The sequence below is a fragment of the Deltaproteobacteria bacterium genome, from assembly GCA_011773515.1.
Classification (GTDB): Bacteria; Desulfobacterota; Deferrimicrobia; order J040; family J040; genus WVXK01.
The window spans coordinates 82,574-101,311 of sequence record WVXK01000016.1; the positions used below are offsets into that span (position 1 = coordinate 82,574).

Genomic DNA, 18,738 nt, shown 5'->3' on the forward strand with positions numbered 1-18,738 from the left:
TATTGTGAGGCCGCCGTATGGGTAGCAGGGTAGACCTGAAGGGAAAAACTCTGGGGGAACTCGAGGAGCTCTTTTCCGCGTGGGGCAAGGAGCGATTCAGGGCCCGGCAGATATACAGGTGGATCTACGGAAAGCTCGAGACGGGCTTCCCGGAGATGACGGACCTCTCCAAACCTTTCCGCCGGGAGCTGGAGGAACACTTTCTCGTATCCCGCTTTGATCACGATGTGGTGAGGGTGTCCCGGGACGGGACGGTGAAGTTTCTCTTCATGCTCCCCGATGGAGATGGGGTTGAGACGGTCCTGATCCCGGAGGGCAGGAGAAATACCATATGCCTGTCTACCCAGGTCGGCTGCAGGATGGGGTGCCGTTTCTGCGCAGCCGCGGAGGGAGGTTTTTCGAGAAACCTGACCGCCGGGGAGATAGTCAATCAGTTCTGTGCGGCAGAGCAGTACCTGCGCGCACGGGGAGAGCGCTCGACCAACGTTGTCTTCATGGGTATGGGAGAGCCCCTGGATAATCTCGACGAAGTTTTAAGAACGATAGAAATCCTGAACTCAGAATTTGCATTTTCTATTTCCCAAAAGAGAATTACCGTTTCCACCTGCGGCCTTATACCCGAGCTGAAAAGGCTCGTGTCTGCCTGCGACGTTTCCCTTGCCGTTTCCCTGAATGCGACGACGGATGCTCTTCGAAGCAAACTGATGGCGGTGAACAAAAGATACCCGCTCCAGGACCTCGTACAGTTCCTCGAGCAGGTCAAGCCGAAAAAAAACAGAAAGGTTACGGTCGAATATCTTCTCATTGCGGGATTGAATGACTCACCGCGTGATGCGGCACGGCTGGCGGCGCTTCTGAAATCGTGCAGGGTAAAGGTAAACCTCCTTCCGTTCAACCAGACGGGTTCGAATTCCTATGCAACCCCCGGTTTTGCGTCGGTGGACAGATTCCGGGAAATCCTTGTGAACGAGGGAATCCAGACTATAATACGGGAGAGGAGAGGAGCCGATATTGAGGCCGCCTGCGGACAGTTGCGGGGAAAAATGAGGGGAAAGGGAAAAACCCTTGAATAGAAGATTGCCGCTTCAATAAGATTACAGAGGGCACGAGAGGTGAGAAAATGAAAACGGTTCTTGGCGTCATCGGGGGCAGTGGCCTTTACGATATTTCCGGCGTCGATATCGTTGATGAGGTGAGCGTCGAGACGCCCTTCGGACCCCCTTCCGATTCATACATAATCGGTGAACATGAGAGGGGGAAGATAATTTTCCTCCCCCGGCACGGTAGGGGCCACAGGATACATCCTTCAAAAATAAACTTCAGGGCAAATGTTTATGGGATGGTGAAGCTCGGTGTTACCAGGATTCTCTCCGTAAGTGCCGTGGGGAGCATGAAAGAGGAGATTGCCCCGGGCGACATCGTCGTCGTGGATCAGTTCTATGACAATACGAGGTTTCGCATCAACACATTTTTCGATGATGGGATCGTCGGACACATTGCCTTTGCAGACCCTGTTTGCGCTGAACTGGCTCAGATTTTGTACAATGCTGCTAACCAGGTGGTGGAGAGAGTTCATAACGGCGGGACGTATATATGCATCGAGGGCCCCCAGTTTTCGACGCGTGCCGAGTCCCTCGTGTATCGTTCTTTCGGGGTCGACGTGATCGGCATGACGAATATCCCGGAAGCGAAGCTGGCGAGAGAGGCAGGGCTGTGCTATTCAACAATGGCCCTTGCGACAGATTATGACTGCTGGCACGAGAGCGAAGAGGATGTCACAGCTGAAAAAGTGGTCGAAGTCCTGAAAAGGAACGTTGCGAACTCGAAAAAAATTATCCTGGAAGTAGCCATGAACCTTCCCGGTGAGAGAGGCTGTTCCTGTTCCCAGGCACTGAAAAATGCCATAATGACGGCAAGGGACAGGATTGCACCGGAAACTTACGAGAAGCTGAAACCCATCATTGGAGACTTCCTCGAATAGACAAAAGGAGATCTCATGAAAAAGTTGCTCACTTTCCTTACCCTGATGTTTCTTGTCTCTGCCCTCGCCTCGTGTGCTGCCACAAACAAACAGCAGAAAAGGGAGGCTGAATCAAGACTCCGACTCGCAGTGGGGTATCTGCAGGATGGAAAGATTACGGCAGCCCTCGCTGAGCTCGATAAAGCCGAAAAGCTCGACCCGGACAATCCGGAAATCAAGCTCGCCATCGGACTCGTCCATCTAAGGAGAGGTGATCTCGAGCTCTCAGAGAAATACATGCTGAAAGCAGTTGCAATTGATGAAGATTATTCGGAGGCGTACAACAATCTGGGCCTTCTCTACAGCAGGATGGGGAAGAGCGAAAAGGCTATCGAGTACTACAACAAGACCCTGGAGAACATCCTCTACCCGACACCCGAGAGAGCCTACAACAATCTCGGCATCGAATACGAGAAGATGGGATTGGCAGACAAGGCCGAGGAGATGTACCTGCGGGCCTCATCGATCTCTCCAACATTTCCCGCAGCTCATTTCAATCTCGGAAGGATCTATACGCAGAAGGGTGATTACGACGAGGCGATACAGCATTTCAACAGGGCTATCAGGCTGAATCCCGGGTACGTCTCTGCGCACTTTCAGCTCGGCACCGTGTATCTGAAGAAAAAAGATTATGAAAAGGCCCTGGAATCGTTCAGGAAAGTCGAGCAGATCAGCACATCGGATGATGTTAAAGATATGGCACGAGAGTATATCGAACTTATTGAAAGATAAAGGGGAAGGTTTTGCCTTCGATAGCATTGAAAGAAGCTCGAGAGAAAAAGAAGATAACCCTTGAAGAGGCTTCCCGGCTTCTCAAGATAAGCAAATCCTATATCAATGCCATCGAGGAAGGTGATTTCGACGTACTCCCGGAACCCGTTTTCTCCAAGGGCTATATAAAGAGTTACTGCCAGCTCCTCGAGGTCGACCCGAAAGAGATGTTGGATAGCTACAACGATTACATCTCTGCAAGGGAGCCGGTCAAACTCGAACCCCTGAAGCCGATACCGGGCAGAAACAGGAGAAGAATCCGTCTGAAAGGTTGGCCCGCATGGATCATAACGGCTCTGGCCATACTTGTTCTGATCGTTTCGGTGCTGGGCTACCAGATACGGAAGGAGAAAAACAAGCTCGCCCTCCGGGCAAAGCTCGAAACGGAGTTTGCACATAACGCCTCTGACATGGTGGAGCAGACAACGGAAAGAGGGGAGGGAGAGAGCGTGCAGGCACCGAAAAAAGAGGGAGAAAAGGCTGAGGCCGATAACGGTGGAATCAAGGCAAGTGAGGGCGATCAGGGATTGAATCTCAACCTCGAAGCCAGGGAGCTAACCTGGCTCTACATAGTCCCTGACAGCGGAAGCCCGATAGACGTAACCCTCTATCCCGGTGACCGGTTGAAGGTGAAAGCCAAGAAGACCATCAAGTTCAAACTGGGCAATGCCGGTGGTGTCTCGGCGGTCCTGAACGGGAAAAAATTAGGGCCTCTTGGAAAATCGGGGGAAGTGGTTGAAAAGACGGTGAGTATGGAGGGAGTTGAGTGAGAGAGGCAAATGTCCGCTGCAGGAAATGCGGAAAGATAATGGGAAAAGAGAAGGTCGACTACGACCACATACACTGGGGTTGCATTTGCGGGTACAAAGAGAAAACCTACTATGCGAAACGGACAAGGAGAGTCAACCCCTATGAGACGAAGTTTTCTCACCCCGTCCTCGATCTTGAGAGCGGGGGGGCGATTTCACTTTTTGCCGAAGTGGACAGGAAGGTGGACCTCTTGTCCCTCGAAGAAATAAGCAGGCTTACTACCTCCTCCGAACCTCTTCCATCCGTGCTTGCCGACATCGTAAAGAGCATCGCACGCAGGATGCAGGTGGAGGTCTGCTCTATTTACCTTTACAAGAGAAAGTACCTCGTCCTCACTGCCACGCACGGTCTTTCGCAGAAATCTGTGGGGGTGGTCAAATTAAAACCGGGTGAGGGAATAACGGGTGCGGCCGCACTCAGCGACGGTCCTGTAGTGGTGAGCGATGCGTCTGCTGATGATCGTTATAAGTATTTTGCCGTTACGGAGGAGGAAAAATACAAGGGGATGCTGTCCTGTCCGATCAGGGATGGAGATAGACTCCTCGGTGTGTTAAACGTTCAAACGGTAAAGATACACTTCTTCAACCCCTTTGAGATGAACTATATCAACATAGTTTCCAATCTGATCAGGAACTGCCTCAAAATAAGAGGGAAGAAAAGGTAAGAAGGGAAAGGTAAACTTCAGGGGCTGTCTCTATGCTTCTCAAAGAGCAGTATGAAAAACTGCTTGCCCTCGTCGAGAATGTGGACGACGATGCCGTCGGTGTCATGCTCACGACGCTTCACCCCTCGGACATTGCTGACTTCATAGAGGTCCTCGATGAGGAGTCGAAGAAGTATGTTTTCAGCCTTCTCGACTCGAGGATCGCCTCTGACGTGATAGCCGAGCTCAACGTCGATGCCAAAGGCGAAATTCTCGATGGAATCGAGGCCACCAGGCTTGCCGCCATCGTCGATGAGATGGACTCTGATGATGCGGCGGATATATTCGATGAGCTGAGTCCCGTTCAGCGTCTGGCCGTTCTCGAGGGGATAGACGAAGAGGATAGGGCCGAGGTTACGGAACTCTTGAAGTATGAGGATGATACCGCAGGCGGTATCATGTCTCTTGAGTTCATCTACGTTTATGAGTTTCAAACGGTACAGGAAGTAATAAACCTCCTGCGGGTGAGGCGGGAGCAGATCGAGCAGATTCACTTTATTTATGTTGTTGATAAGAAGTTTCACCTGCGGGGGATAGTGAGGTTGGTGGAGTTGCTGCTCTCTGACCCCAAGGAGCGCATAATCGGGGTCATGGAGCCCGCCCCCTATGCGATCAAGCCCGAAACGGATCAGGAAGAGGTGGCGAAAATATTCAAAAAGTACGACACACCCTCGATGCCCGTTGTGGACTCGGAAGGAAAGCTTCTGGGCCGCATAACTTTCGATGACGTGATGGATGTGGTGGACGAGGAGGCAACGGAAGACTTTTTGAGACTTGCCAACGTCGACATAGGAGAGAGGGTATTTGCCGATACCCTTTCCACTGCGCGGAAGAGACTCCCCTGGTTATCGGTGAATCTCTTTACCGCGCTCCTTGCGGCCTGGGTTGTGGGTCTCTTTGAAAACACAATCGGTCAGTTTGCGTTTCTGGCCGTATTTATGCCCATAGTTGCCGGCATGGGGGGCAACGCGGGAACGCAGACCCTCACGGTCGTCGTGAGGGGGATTGCTCTCGGGGACCTCGATTACGGCGGGGCCAAAAGGGTTCTTTTGAAGGAGATCATGGTAGGATTGTTGAATGGTATGACAAACGGCCTCCTGATGGGCGTCGTTGCCTATCTGTGGAAAGGACTGCCCGTTGTTGGTCTTGCCATTTTTCTGGCAATGGTAATCAATCTCTTCGTGGCGGCATCCTTTGGTACCATCGTTCCCCTCTTTCTTCGGGCCATTAAAATCGATCCTGCCCTGGCCTCTGGAGTTATTGTGACAACCGCCACGGACTGCATGGGATTTCTCTCCTTTCTCGGTCTTTCGACCCTACTTCTCAAGGAATTCATCTGAGCGTCATGGGACGGGCGTCGTTCATTACGGAAGGAATAAAGCTGAAAGAACACCTCTTCAGGGAATCTGACGTGTCCCTTTTGATTTTTACCGAGAGCAGGGGGACAATCAGGGCCATAGCACCCGGGCTGAAAAGGAGCAAAAAGAGATTTCCCGGTTCGATCAGGAAATTATGCCTTTATGAGTTCAGTCTTACCGCGGGCAAAAAAGATTACTACGTGGTGAGCGGAGCCCGTTTCTTACAGGCCTTCGAGGAAATTGCCCACAATTTCAAGGCCTATTGTGCGGCTGACTACATTCTCCAGGTAATTCAATACTTTTATCTCGAAAACATGGCATCCTCCTATATCTATCAATCATTGAGGATCTTTTTGGAGTCCCTGGCCTCTGGAAAGGATATAATTTCGACCGTAAAGTGGATGGAAATCAGAGTGCTTGCTGATTCGGGCTTCCTTTCAAACGTCACAACCTGCTCCCGCTGTGCCCGCGTTTTTCGAGAAGAGGAAAAAGGATATTACAACAGGGAAAACAGCCATATCTACTGCATAAACTGCAGAATAGCAGGAAAATATATAATAATTAGCAAAGACATGAGGGGCAAAGTAGCCGCAGCGCTTGATCCGGAGTGCGGGGAATTCACCCCGTTTCCCGAGCATGAGAGCGGCTCAATAAACAGGATTACCACCGAAGTGATCCTGGAAAAACTCGGCTTCGTTCCCAGGCCTCTCATACAAATTACACGGGATTTGAAACTAAAAGGCTTGAAAACCCTCTAATTTCTTATATTTCTTGACACCATATATGTTTAATGATATTTTCATATATTCCTTTCTGTTTGGTTATTGTTGAAAACTAAAACCCATGGAGGTAAAAGGTGAATTTTCAGGATCTTATCATCGCACTTCAAGAGTTCTGGGCGCGGAAAGGGTGCGTTGTTCAGCAGCCGTATGATATCGAGGTTGGAGCGGGTACCTTCAACCCGGCAACGCTGCTTCGCGTTCTTGGCCCCGAACCTTGGAATGTTGCTTACGTAGAGCCCTCCAGGAGGCCTACCGACGGGAGATATGGTGAAAACCCGAACCGGCTTCAGCACTATTATCAGTTCCAGGTAATCATGAAGCCCTCTCCCTACAACATACTGGATCTCTACTTCGAGAGCCTCGAGTCCTTCGGGATAGACCCGAAAAAACACGACATTCGGCTTGTTGAGGATGACTGGGAGAGCCCGACCCTCGGTGCGTGGGGTCTGGGCTGGGAGGCATGGCTCGATGGGATGGAGATTACCCAGCTGACCTACTTTCAGCAGGCAGGGGGCCTCGACCTCAAACCCGTTTCCTTTGAGATTACCTATGGAATCGAGAGGATCGCAATGTATCTTCAGAGGGTCGACAACGTCTTTGACCTTCAGTGGATAGGAGATGTGACGTATGGCGATGTCTACCACCGCGGAGAGGTGGAGTTTTCGATATACAACTTTGAGGAGGCGGACGTACCGATGCACTTCTCTCTTTTTGAAATGTTTGAAAAGGAGTGCAGGAGGCTCGTGGAGAAAAAGCTGGTTCTCCCGGCTTTCGACTACTGCTTGAAATGTTCCCACACCTTCAACATGCTCGATGCCCGGGGAGCAATTTCGGTAACGGAGCGGACATCCTATATCGGTCGTGTCCGGACCCTGGCGCGTATGTGTGCGGAGGGGTACCTGGGGATGCGGGAAGAGCTTGGATATCCTCTTCTGAACAAATCATTCAAATAAAAAAAACGGTGAGAGAGGAAGGCATGAGCAGAGAATTATTTATTGAAGTAGGCTGCGAGGAAATTCCGGCAGGCTTTATAGGGCCGGCCCTCGAGGCGGGCGAGAAATATCTCGAGGAAGAGTTGAGAAAGAAGCGGATAACCTTCTCCCGCATACAGATCACCGGCAGCCCGCGGAGGCTGGTGTTCAGGATCAAAGACGTGGGAGATACGCAGGAAACGCAGGAGGATCTCGTTCTCGGCCCCCCGGAAAGTGTCGCTTTCGATGCGTCTGGAAAACCCACGAAGGCAGCGCTGGGATTTGCGGCATCATCCCATCTGAAGGTGGAGGACCTGAAAATATTCGAAACCGAAAAGGGAAGGTATCTCGGGTACCAGAAGAAAGAGGAGTCTTCAACGGCAGAAGAGCTGTTTCCCGATATACTGATGGGGCTCCTTCCCGCCCTGCCGTTTAAAAAGTCCATGAGGTGGGCTGACCTGGATATCAGGTTTGCCCGGCCCGTCCACTGGATCATAGCCCTTTACGGGAATAAGGTCATAGATGTCTCCTTCGGGAACACGAGGTCCTCTAACTTCACCTTCGGGCACAGATTTTTAAAACCTGACAAGATTACCATCAACGAACCCTCGGAGTATGTGGAAAAGCTCAAGGAGGCTTTCGTCATCGTTGATTTCGATACGCGGAAGGAGATAATCAGGAAGCAGCTGAAAGACATAGAAAGCAAGATCGGTTTCACGTGGGTGGCGGATGAGAGTCTCCTGGAAACCGTTGCCAATCTTGTCGAGTATCCCGTGACGGTCGTAGGAAAGTTCGAGGAGTCATACCTGGAGCTGCCCAAGGAGATTCTGGTAACCACCATGAAGGAGCACCAGAAATATTTCGTTTTTGAAGATGAGAGTGGAAATCTATTCCCCGGTTTTGCAACGGTGTCGAACATTATCACAGAAGATATGGACGTGGTGGTCAGAGGGAACGAGAAGGTGCTCAAGGCAAGACTGTCGGATGCGGACTTCTACTACAAAGACGACCTGAAGGAGCCTTTGATCGGCAAGAAGGATAAGCTGAAAGAGGTCATTTACCAGTCCGACCTCGGCACCTATTTCGACAAGGTTGAAAGGGTAGAGCAGCTTTCCAGGAAGATCGCGGAAAAGGTAGATCCCGCAAAGGCGGACCTGGCGGCGAGGGCTGCGGCTCTGTCCAAAATCGACCTCATTACCGGTGTGGTGTACGAGTTTCCCGAGCTCCAGGGAATTATGGGAAGGGACTACGCTCTCAAGACGGGAGAGGAAAAGGAGGTTGCCGAGGCGGTATTTGAGCATTATCTTCCCAGAGCAGCCAGGGACATTCTGCCCGGAACAGGAACCGGTGCGATTGTTTCTATCGCCGACAAAGTCGATACCATCTGTGGTTGTTTCGGGGTTGGCCTGGTGCCGACGGGGACGCAGGACCCTTACGCCCTGAGAAGGCAGGCGATAGGAGTGGTAAACGTCATCATCGACAAAGGCTATGACCTCTCCCTCTCGGAGTTGATCACGTGGGCGATAAAAAACCTCGAGGATCGCATAAAAGGGGAAGAAGGGGCAATCATCGCAGACGTGTTGGAGTTTTTCCGGGGCAGGCTCCCGGGCGTCATATCTTCAGGAGATGTGGACCATGAAATCATCGACGCGGTGCTCAACGTCGGTTTCGACAATGTCCTGGATGCAAGGGGGAAGGTTGAAGCCCTTTCAACCTTCAAGCGGAGCGAGTCGTACGAGTCCCTGATCACCGGCTTTAAGAGAGCTCAGAACATAACGAGGGGAGCTCAGGTTGCAGATGCCGTGTCGCCGGAGCTTTTCGATCACGATGAGGAGAGGGATCTGTACCGGGCTATCCTGGAGGCCAGGGAATCGGTTGAGAGTCTCGTCGCGAAAAAATCATATGGTGACGCCCTGGAAAAGCTGGCTTCGCTGAGAAAGCCAATCGATCTGTTCTTCGAAAAAGTGCTCGTTATGGATAAAGACGAAAAACGAAGAAATAACCGGCTGGCGCTTCTCTCTGAGTTGACGGGACTTTTCAGCTGGATAGCGGATTTTTCTCAATCCAGAAAGTAGGCGAGTATATTTACATATATGGAGGAATTGGAAATGGCAAACAAGTACGTATATTTTTTCGGGGCTGGCAAAGCGGAGGGAAGAGCCGAGATGAAGGACCTTCTCGGCGGAAAGGGAGCGAATCTTGCCGAAATGACGAATCTCAAAATCCCCGTTCCACCCGGTTTTACGATAACCACCGAAGCCTGCAACATATTCTACAGAAATCGGGGGAGGGTCCCGAAAGGGATAACCGATGAGGTGGGAAAGAACCTCCGAAGGCTGGAAAAGCTATCGCGGAAAAAATTCGGGGATCGCAACAACCCCCTTCTCGTATCCGTCCGGTCGGGATCGAGATTCTCCATGCCCGGGATGATGGACACGGTTCTCAACCTCGGTCTCAACGACAATACGGTGAAGGGCCTGGCGAAAAAGTCCGAAAATGAGAGGTTTGCCTTTGACTGCTACCGGCGTTTCATAACCATGTTCTCAGACGTGGTCCTCGGCATACCGAAAGAGTATTTCGAAGAGATCCTCGAAAAAAGAAAAAGCGAAAAGGATATAGATCTGGACACGGATCTCGATACCGATGATTTGCTGTTTATCGTGAAGAAGTTCAAGGACCTGGTCAAAAAAAGGTTAAAAAAACCCTTTCCCCAGGCACCCGACAGGCAACTCAAAATGGCAATCGATGCAGTGTTCAGGTCGTGGAATAATCCCCGGGCAAAGTATTACCGGAAATCCCACAGTATCCCCGATAACCTCGGGACTGCGGTTAACATTCAGCTCATGGTTTTCGGGAATATGGGAAATGATTCCGCCACGGGCGTCGGATTTACCCGGAACCCCTCCACGGGGGCAAAGGAGCTCTACGGGGAATATCTGCTGAACGCCCAGGGTGAGGATGTGGTTGCCGGCATACGAACACCGAAGGGGCTGAAAGAGCTGAAAAAAGATATGCCTTCCGTTTTCAAGGAGTTGATAGATATCACGAAGAGGCTCGAGAAACATTACCGGGATGTCCAGGATTACGAGTTCACCGTTGAAAATGATCACCTTTACATGCTGCAGACCAGGTCAGGGAAGAGAACGGCCACTTCCGCCGTCAAGATTGCGGTTGATATGGTAAAGGAAAAGCTGATTTCGAAGGAAGCGGCTATCCTTCGGGTCGAACCTGCCCAGATAGATCAGCTTCTCCACCCCATCATAGACCCCAATGCCAGTTACACGGTGATTGCAAAAGGCCTCCCCGCTTCTCCCGGTGCTGCAACGGGGATGGTGGTATTCAATGCAGACAGGGCGGTTGAGCTTTCAACGGAGGGGAAGCCGGTGATTCTCGTGAGGAAAGAGACCAGCCCCGACGATATCCACGGGATGGATGCTGCAAAGGGAATATTGACTGCCAAAGGGGGCATGACATCCCATGCGGCGGTTGTGGCAAGGCAGATGGGGAAGACCTGCGTGGCGGGTTGTGACGATATAGAGATCGACGAGATGACGAACAGGTTTTCCGTCCAGGGGAAAACGATAATGGAGGGAGATTTCATCACTTTAAACGGGTCCATGGGAGAGGTGATACTGGGCGAGGTTCCCCTCATGACGCCCGAACTGACAGGGGCCTTTGGCGTTTTGATGAAATGGGCGGATTCATTCAGAAAGATCGGTGTCAGGGCGAATGCTGATGTCCCGAGGGACGCGCAGGTTGCGCGTGACTTTGGCGCGGAAGGGATAGGCCTCTGCAGAACCGAGCACATGTTTTTTGCAGAGGACAGAGTCAATATCATGCAGAAGATGATTCTCGCAAAGACGGTGGAGGACAGGAAAAAGTATCTCGATATGCTCCTCCCGATGCAGAAAAAGGATTTCGTTGGGCTGTTCAAGGCAATGGACGGGTATCCCGTCACCATCAGGCTTCTGGATCCACCCCTCCATGAATTCCTTCCGAAGATGGAAGATTTGATGGTCGAGGTTACAAAGCTCGAGCTTCTCCATGCTGACAAGGGGTTGCTGAGTGAGAAAAAGAGCCTCTTGGCCAGGGTAGAGGAGCTCCACGAGTTTAACCCGATGCTCGGGCTTCGCGGCTGCAGGGTTGGCATCCTCTATCCCGAGATCACGAGAATGCAGGTCAGGGCTATCATGGAGGCTGCCTGCACGGTGGCAAAAAAGAAGGTGAAGATATACCCGGAGATCATGATTCCCCTGGTAAGCATGAAAGAAGAGATGCAGGCCCAGAAGGAGATCGTCGTACAGGTGGCCGAGGAAGTGCAGAGAAAGTTCAAGACGAAGGTGAAATATCTTGTCGGAACCATGATCGAACTTCCAAGGGCTGCTATCTGCGCGGATAAGATAGCCGAAGAGGCGGAGTTTTTCTCCTTCGGCACGAACGACCTCACCCAGACGGCTTATGGCTTTTCACGGGATGATGCCGGAAAGTTTATCATGGAGTATATGAACACCGCGGAAAAGTGCGTCGGCTGCGGTGGTATACTCGAGAAAGACCTGTCCTGTCCCGACTGCAAGAGGGTATACGAACAGAGGGCTGATAATATCCTTAACTTTGATCCCTTCCAGACCCTCGACCAGGCAGGCGTGGGAGATCTCATAAAGATAGGCGTTGAAAGGGGCAGGGGGACGAGGAAAGACCTCAAGATAGGGATCTGTGGAGAGCACGGAGGCGACCCTGCTTCCGTCGAATTCTGTCATCTGAGCGGATTTGATTACGTGAGCTGCTCACCGTACAGGATTCCCATAGCGAGGCTCTCAGCGGCGCAGGTGGTAATTAAAGAGAATATGAGGAACAGGGCTTCTCGGAAGGCGGCGGGTGCAAAGGGAAAAAAGAGGAGAAAATCGGCCCGCTGAGGGCAGTTTATTCGAGTGAAGGTGTCGGGGTGACCCCTGCCGGGGTCACCTTTTTTTTGCTTTACTTTTTCCAAATCGCACAATATATTGTATTACCAAAGATGTTCTATACACTATATTGATACATCAAGCCTCAACGGAGATTGCGTATGAAAATAAAATCACTCGAGCTTGTGGGGTTTAAATCCTTCTGCGAAAAGACGGTCGTAAACTTTTCCGAGGGGGTAACCGCCATTGTTGGCCCGAACGGCTCCGGGAAATCAAACGTCGTTGATGCAATTCGGTGGTTGATGGGGGAGACAGCCCCGACGATGATAAGGACCAAATTGCTCGAAGATATAATCTTTTCCGGTTCGGAGACGTCACCGCCAATGGGCATGGCGGAGGTGACGCTTGTTTTCGACAATACGGTTGGCCCCAAACCGGCAGGCTACGAGAGCTTTTCAGAGATCCAGATAACGAGGAGGGCCTTCAGAGACGGGGAGTCCGAATTTTTCATAAACAAAACCCCCTGCAGGCTGAAAGATATCGTAGAGCTTTCCCTCGACGCGGGATCCGGGGCCCGGGGATACTGTATCATCGAACAGGCCAAGGTCCAGCAGATAATCACGGGAAAACCGGAAGAGACGCGCATGTTGATTGAGGAAGCAGCTGGTGTTGCAAAATATCGGTTGAGGAAAAAGGAGGCCCTGAGGAAGCTTGAGACAACGCGGCAGAACCTGATGCGGGTGTCGGATATATTGCTCGAGGTGAAAAGGCAGCTCGGTTCGATAGACCGGCAGGCGAGGAAAGCGAAAAGGTACAGAGTCCTCAAAGGTGAGATGAAGGATATGGAAATCGAACTTCTCAGGAGAAAAGCGGTGAGGGAGTGCGAGGAGGAGGCGCGGCTCGAAAATTTATTGCGCGAGACGGCGGCGAAGGCACGGAGAACGGAAGAAATATTGCAGGCGTATAAGGTCAAGGAGCAGGAGCTGAGGAACGCCGTGTTTGGCGTTGAAACGGAGATCGAGAGCATCAGGCAGAAGCTGTCTGAGAAAAACGAGTCATTTTACCGCCTTGATACCGAGCACGGCGCGGTGACCCGGGAAATAAAAAATGTTTCAGAGAGGATTTCGGCCCTCAACGATGCAGGAAGAAAGATCGAGATGGAGATGGCCGAGCTGAAAAATAGCATTGCGGGGCTTCTGGATGCTGCGGGAGAAACGGATGAGCAAATCGTCCTTTTTCAATCTGAGCACGGGGAGCCAGCAGAACTCCGGGAAACGCTGGGAAGGAGGCTGAAAGAGCTCAAGCAGAAACAGGAGCTTAAAAGGGATGATCTTGTCGACCTTCTTTCCCGCATCGGTGGTTTCGACAACTCGATCAGCATAAACGAGAAATGGTTTTCTGAAACCGATAGGAAGACAAAGCATCTCGCACGGGAGCTCGAGCAACTCCAGACGGAAATCGCCAGGGGAGAGAAGCAAGCGCGGGATGAAATCGAAAGAGAGAGAGAACTCACGGAGAAGATATTCCGCATCAGTGAGGAGTCCCGGGAGTTGAGCGCTTCGATCTCCCACTGCGAGAGAGAAGTGGAGATGCTAAAGGGCAATATCGAAGCTATGAACAAGGAGAGAGAGAGGACCGACAGCCGCCTCAATGCCCTGAAGCAGATTCTGGAAAATTACGAGGTTTTTGGTGAAAGCGTGTCTTACATCATGAATGAGTTCCGGTCAAAAGGAGAAGGGGCAGACATACTCGGTGTGCTCGGGGAACTGATAGCGGTCGAAAAGGGCTATGAGAGGGCCGTGGAGGCAGCCCTGGGGGAGAGCCTGAAATATATCATCGTCAAGGACGCAGACGACGGTGTCGTTGCCCTTCGGGCGCTGAAAAACACGGGAAAGGGAAGGGGGGCGTTCGCCCCGGTAAAGCTGCGGAAGAGGGACGTCAAGAGCGTCGAGATACCAGCGGGGGAAGGGGTTATCTCATCCATTGCCGGAATTATATCAGCGCCCGCGGAGTGCAGGGAGCTTATCGAAGACCTTCTCGGGGATGTCCTTCTCGTAAAAACCGTCGAAGATGCCGTGAGGCTGTGGAAGACCAACGGGTTCTGGGCGACCTATGTTACCCTCGAGGGTGACCTGGTTCTGCCCACGGGAGTCATTTCAGGAGGAAGCGTAAAAGGCGAAGAAAGGGGCATTCTGAGCAAGCGAAGAGAAATGGCGGAGCTGGAAGGCAAACTGCTGGGTGCAGAGAAGGATCTGAAAAACAAGGAAAACCAGCTCAATGTGTTCAAGGAGGAATTGGCAGAGAAGAGGGTGCGCTTCCAGAAGCTCCAGGCAGAGATCGGCGCCCGGGAAAAGGAAAAGCATTCGGCAAAAGTGCACATCGAGTTTCTCGAAAAGGAGATCGAGAAGCAGAAAAAGCGGTATGGATGGAGTGAAGAGGAACTTGCCCATCTGAGGGCAGAGATGAAAAGATATGAGACGCAAAACGAGGAGACCAGGATCGTGAAAGAAAAGAGTGCGAAAAAGGCTGCAGACTTGGAGAAGGAGATCACGGTCCTGAAGAGCGCAATCCAAGATGACGAGATAAGTTTGAGAGAGCTCGAGGAAAGGACCAGCAGGCGGGACCTTGAGCATATGGAGCTGAAGGAGCAAAAACGCAGGATCGAAACCGAGATCGAATCGATGAGAAAAATCGTAGAGGATAAAACAGCCTACAGGGGCAAGGTAGCCGAGGAGGCTGGAGGACTGGAGCGCGGCAGAGAGGGTCTTTTGCTCAGGAAAGAAGAGATGACCGTCCAGCTCAAAGCGGTAGCTGATGGAAGGGAAGAATTCGAGAAAGAAATGGCCGAAAAAAGCGCCCAGATATCCGGCATGAAGGTTAACCTGTCTGATGTGGAAAAAGAATCGGCGGATACCGCATCTGTCCTTAATAACTCAAAAGAGGAGATCTCTTCTCTGCGTGAGAAGCTCGTGGCGGTGAGGACGAGGCTGGAAAGCATACATTCCGTTGCCCACGACAGCTACGGTCTCGAAAAAATTGACCCGAGTCCGGCAACCGGCATGTTTGCCGATATTGGTGATGAACTTCTCCATGAGCAAATGGACGCCACGAGGAGGCGGCTCGAGTTGCTGGGAGAAGTCAATGTCTCTGCAATCGAGGAGAGGGATGAGCTTGCAAAGCGATATGAAAACCTTCTGGCTCAAAAGGAGGACCTTGAAAAGTCCATGAAGGACCTTGAAAAGGTGATTTCGAAAATTGACAGGGAATCCAGGGATAAATTCATAACGATGTTCAACAGCGTGAACGAAAAATTCATGGAACTCTTCCCCAAGCTTTTCACGGGAGGTAAGGGCCAGCTGAAAATGACGGAGGAGGATAACCTGCTGGAATCGGGTGTGGAAATAATACCCCAGCCGCCTGGTAAAAAACTGAAAAATCTGGCCCTTTTGTCCAATGGTGAAAAAGCGCTTACCGGTATCTGTCTCCTCCTGTCCCTGTTTTTCGTCCGGCCGGGGCCATTTCTTTTCCTCGATGAGGTTGATGCGCCCCTTGATGAGGCGAACGTAGACAGGTTCAACAGGCTGATTCGAGATATATCCCACAGCTGTCAGGTAATCATGATCACCCATAAAAAGAGGACGATGGAGCTTGCCGACTTTCTCTATGGGACGACCATGGACAGGCCTGGCATATCGCGTATCATCTCCGCGCAATTAAGTTAACCCGCAGGCAATCCCATCCCCCGAAAGTCTCGGGTCTCAGCTTTTTGTGTGCTATATTCTTTTTACTCTGATTCGGTTGATAAAGGAGAAAGGGGCAACAGGTGGTGGCCTTTTTATCGAAAGTCCGAAAAGGGCTGACAAAGACGAGAAGGAGCATCCTGGAGCGATTTGAGGATGCAGTGCAGGCAGGGAAAGGGGGAGAAGAGCTGCTCGATGAGCTCGAGGAAATCCTCATATTGTCCGACGTTGGTTTCGAGACGACCCTTTTCCTCATGGAGCACTTAAGATCGCGTCTCGAGAAACAGGAAAAACCGGATCCACAGCGTATCAAGCGGATTATGGAGGAGATCATAAGAAACATGCTCGAGGATGTCGAGGAACCCCTCGAGATTTTTCCTCCCTACCCATTCGTCATCCTCGTAGTCGGCGTGAACGGATCCGGTAAGACGACTACCATAGGAAAATTGGCACACGGCCTCAAAATGAAGGGACACTCCGTCTTGCTCGGCGCAGGGGATACGTTCCGGGCAGCGGCGATCGAGCAACTCGAGATCTGGGGCGAGCGGGCGGGGGTTGATGTGGTAAAGCACAGGCCGGGTGGGGATTCTTCGGCTGTTGCCTTCGATACGATTCAGTCTGCCCGCTCGAAGAAAAAGGACGTGGTGATAATCGACACAGCGGGAAGGCTTCACACGAAAAAAAACCTGATGGATGAACTTGGCAAGGTAAAAAGAGTTCTCCATAAGGAACTTTCCCATGCGCCTTCGGAGATTTTGCTTGTCCTCGATGCAACGACCGGACAGAATAGCATCAACCAGGCGAGGAGCTTCAACGAGTCTCTCGGCATAACCGGCCTTGCGGTGACAAAGATTGATGGAACTGCAAAAGGTGGGGTCCTCCTCGCCATAACGAGGGAAATAAAAATTCCCGTCCGATTCATCGGGATCGGCGAGGGCATTGATGACCTGCGGCCCTTTGGTTCAGCCGACTTTGCAAGGGCCCTTTTGTTCGATGAGTGACCTCCTGCTCATACAATTTCTCGGTGCCGTCGCATTCCTTCTCCTGGGGATTCGCCTGTCTGGAATGGGTTTCGAATCAGCCCTGGGGGAAAAAATACGGGTAGCATTCAAGAAACTGTCCGATAAGAGCGTTCCCGCCTATCTGGCCGGGTTCCTGTCAACCCTATCGCTGCAGTCCTCGGGAGCGACGGTGGCGCTTCTTTTGTCGCTTACGGCGACGACCCCGATTTCTTTACCTGCCTGCCTCGCAATCATCCTGGGAGCAGATCTCGGTGCTACCGTTATCGTTCAGTTGATATCCTTCAGAATAACCTCTATCTCATTGCTCGTTATCTCAGTTGGTGCATTCTTCTACCTTTTCTCCCGCAATCAGCGGAGAAAAGCTATCGGTCAGGGCATTCTCGGGTTCGGATTCATTCTGTTTGCCATAGTGATCGTAAACGAGCTCTCGGCGGGGGTGGGAAAAATCCCGGGGCTTGCGATGATCCTCGAAGGGCTCGACAGAGCACCGCTCATATCGTTCGCCGGTGGCCTGATATGTGCGCTGGTTTTCCAGTCCTCCACAGCCGTCCTCGCGCTGATAATCGGATTTTCGATACAGGATATCGTGACCATCAAGGCATCCATTCCCGCAATTCTGGGGGCAAATCTCGGGGCTACCGTCATCGCTTTTCTCTCCGCAATCGGAGGAAAAGAGAGAGGGGCGAGGATTGCGTGGGGACACCTCTTTTTCAAATTCGCAGGCGTACTGCTATTTCTGCCCTTCCTGAGGTATATACCGTCGATCCTCGAGACGATTTCCTTCGATCACGCGCATATGGTGGCGAACATGCACACGGTGTTCAACCTTACCATATCCCTCCTCTTTCTCCCTTTTACCCGTGTGGCGGCGAAGCTTCTCGAGAAAATGTATCCCGAAAAAGAGGACAGGGATGAATTCAGGCTTCAATACCTCGACAGATCATACGCAGCGTCGTCATCTCTCCTGGCGGCGCAGGTGTCGAGAGAGATCATGAGAATGGCGGATGTGGTTCGGGGTATGCTCATCGACATTCAGGAGATTATCGAGTCGGGCACGCTGGAGGGTATCGACGATATAGCCGGCCGTGATGATCTCGTCGATTATCTCGACAGGGAGATCAAGAAGTTTATCTCCGAGCACAGCCAGATCGATATAGGTCTGGAAGTGGGCAAGAGAAACGTGGCGTTTATTTCGGTTATCAGTTACCTCGAAGTAGCGGGTGACATAATCTATAAAGGAATCGGCGAACAGTTGAGTAATAAAATATTGAATAAGTTATATTTCTCTGAAGAAGGAAAAGGGGAGATACTGTTGTATCACGGCAAGGTCGTTGAGATGTACGATGAGGCACTATTCGCGTTCATGAGAGTCGACAGAGAGCTTGCCAGCCGGGTTATAAACAGAAAAAAAGTGCTGAGCAACCTCGAGAGGGATTTGAAGAACGCCCACATACGGCGGTTGCACCTGGGGATGAAGGAGTCCCTCGAAACCAGCTCGATTCACCTCGATATTCTCTCCTCCATGAGGCGACTCGTTTCTGTCTGCGCGGGGATAGCCCACTGCGTGGTCGACTTTGAGGGTCACTGACAATTGCAACCTTTGCTGACGGCTTGACATGATATGATATATTGTGTTTACCTTAGAAACTTCTGACAGCTG

At 51.5% G+C, this 18,738-nt stretch carries 13 protein-coding genes; all 13 read left to right on the forward strand.

Going from position 1 to position 18,738, the window contains the following annotated elements; genetic code table 11:
• Window positions 1-17 precede the first annotated feature (17 nt).
• Complete coding sequence (rlmN, locus tag GTN70_02160) at window positions 18-1,073, forward strand: 23S rRNA (adenine(2503)-C(2))-methyltransferase RlmN (protein NIO15801.1); 1,056 nt, start codon at window positions 18-20, stop codon at window positions 1,071-1,073.
• Between the two features lie 47 nt (window positions 1,074-1,120).
• Window positions 1,121-1,981 carry an S-methyl-5'-thioadenosine phosphorylase gene (gene mtnP / locus GTN70_02165; protein NIO15802.1) on the forward strand — a complete coding sequence of 287 codons (861 nt, stop codon included), beginning with the start codon at window positions 1,121-1,123 and terminating at the stop codon, window positions 1,979-1,981.
• Window positions 1,982-1,996: 15 nt separating this feature from the next.
• Window positions 1,997-2,752, forward strand: a complete 756-nt coding sequence (locus GTN70_02170; protein ID NIO15803.1) for a tetratricopeptide repeat protein — start codon at window positions 1,997-1,999, stop codon at window positions 2,750-2,752.
• An 11-nt stretch (window positions 2,753-2,763) separates the two neighbouring features.
• Entirely contained in the window at window positions 2,764-3,561 is a 798-nt protein-coding gene (locus GTN70_02175) for a DUF4115 domain-containing protein (protein NIO15804.1), read from the forward strand.
• The gene (locus tag GTN70_02180) at window positions 3,558-4,265 is read left to right on the forward strand and encodes a GAF domain-containing protein (GenBank protein NIO15805.1); all 708 of its coding nucleotides are present in this window, start codon (window positions 3,558-3,560) and stop codon (window positions 4,263-4,265) included. The genes GTN70_02175 and GTN70_02180 overlap by 4 nt, the downstream gene beginning before the upstream one ends.
• Before the next feature lie 32 nt (window positions 4,266-4,297).
• On the forward strand, window positions 4,298-5,644 hold the full coding sequence (mgtE, locus tag GTN70_02185) for a magnesium transporter (GenBank protein ID NIO15806.1): 1,347 nt from the start codon (window positions 4,298-4,300) through the stop codon (window positions 5,642-5,644).
• Between the two features lie 5 nt (window positions 5,645-5,649).
• Window positions 5,650-6,420: a DNA repair protein RecO gene (gene recO, locus GTN70_02190; GenBank protein NIO15807.1), complete on the forward strand. Its 771-nt coding sequence runs from the start codon at window positions 5,650-5,652 to the stop codon at window positions 6,418-6,420.
• Between the two features lie 98 nt (window positions 6,421-6,518).
• Window positions 6,519-7,397, forward strand: coding sequence for a glycine--tRNA ligase subunit alpha (gene glyQ / locus GTN70_02195; protein NIO15808.1), 879 nt, complete (start codon window positions 6,519-6,521; stop codon window positions 7,395-7,397).
• A gap of 23 nt (window positions 7,398-7,420) precedes the next feature.
• Window positions 7,421-9,490, forward strand: a complete 2,070-nt coding sequence (locus GTN70_02200) for a glycine--tRNA ligase subunit beta (protein NIO15809.1) — start codon at window positions 7,421-7,423, stop codon at window positions 9,488-9,490.
• A 33-nt stretch (window positions 9,491-9,523) separates the two neighbouring features.
• Window positions 9,524-12,328 carry a pyruvate, phosphate dikinase gene (locus tag GTN70_02205; protein NIO15810.1) on the forward strand — a complete coding sequence of 935 codons (2,805 nt, stop codon included), beginning with the start codon at window positions 9,524-9,526 and terminating at the stop codon, window positions 12,326-12,328.
• A 149-nt stretch (window positions 12,329-12,477) separates the two neighbouring features.
• Entirely contained in the window at window positions 12,478-16,038 is a 3,561-nt protein-coding gene (gene smc, locus GTN70_02210) for a chromosome segregation protein SMC (GenBank protein ID NIO15811.1), read from the forward strand.
• A 104-nt stretch (window positions 16,039-16,142) separates the two neighbouring features.
• Entirely contained in the window at window positions 16,143-17,057 is a 915-nt protein-coding gene (ftsY, locus tag GTN70_02215; GenBank protein NIO15812.1) for a signal recognition particle-docking protein FtsY, read from the forward strand.
• A complete protein-coding gene (locus GTN70_02220) occupies window positions 17,050-18,666 on the forward strand; it encodes a hypothetical protein (protein NIO15813.1) in 1,617 nt (538 codons plus the stop codon). The genes ftsY and GTN70_02220 overlap by 8 nt, the downstream gene beginning before the upstream one ends.
• Window positions 18,667-18,738: the final 72 nt, after the last annotated feature.

What these genes read in the sequence shown, in the direction of transcription:
- mgtE (NIO15806.1), top strand. Translation starts at nt 4,298, where the DNA reads ATGCTTCTCAAAGAGCAGTATGAAAAACTGCTTGCCCTCGTCGAGAAT.
- smc (NIO15811.1), top strand. Translation starts at nt 12,478, where the DNA reads ATGAAAATAAAATCACTCGAGCTTGTGGGGTTTAAATCCTTCTGCGAA.
- rlmN (NIO15801.1), top strand. Translation starts at nt 18, where the DNA reads ATGGGTAGCAGGGTAGACCTGAAGGGAAAAACTCTGGGGGAACTCGAG.
- GTN70_02200 (NIO15809.1), top strand. Translation starts at nt 7,421, where the DNA reads ATGAGCAGAGAATTATTTATTGAAGTAGGCTGCGAGGAAATTCCGGCA.
- GTN70_02220 (NIO15813.1), top strand. Translation starts at nt 17,050, where the DNA reads ATGAGTGACCTCCTGCTCATACAATTTCTCGGTGCCGTCGCATTCCTT.
- mtnP (NIO15802.1), top strand. Translation starts at nt 1,121, where the DNA reads ATGAAAACGGTTCTTGGCGTCATCGGGGGCAGTGGCCTTTACGATATT.
- recO (NIO15807.1), top strand. Translation starts at nt 5,650, where the DNA reads ATGGGACGGGCGTCGTTCATTACGGAAGGAATAAAGCTGAAAGAACAC.
- GTN70_02170 (NIO15803.1), top strand. Translation starts at nt 1,997, where the DNA reads ATGAAAAAGTTGCTCACTTTCCTTACCCTGATGTTTCTTGTCTCTGCC.
- GTN70_02205 (NIO15810.1), top strand. Translation starts at nt 9,524, where the DNA reads ATGGCAAACAAGTACGTATATTTTTTCGGGGCTGGCAAAGCGGAGGGA.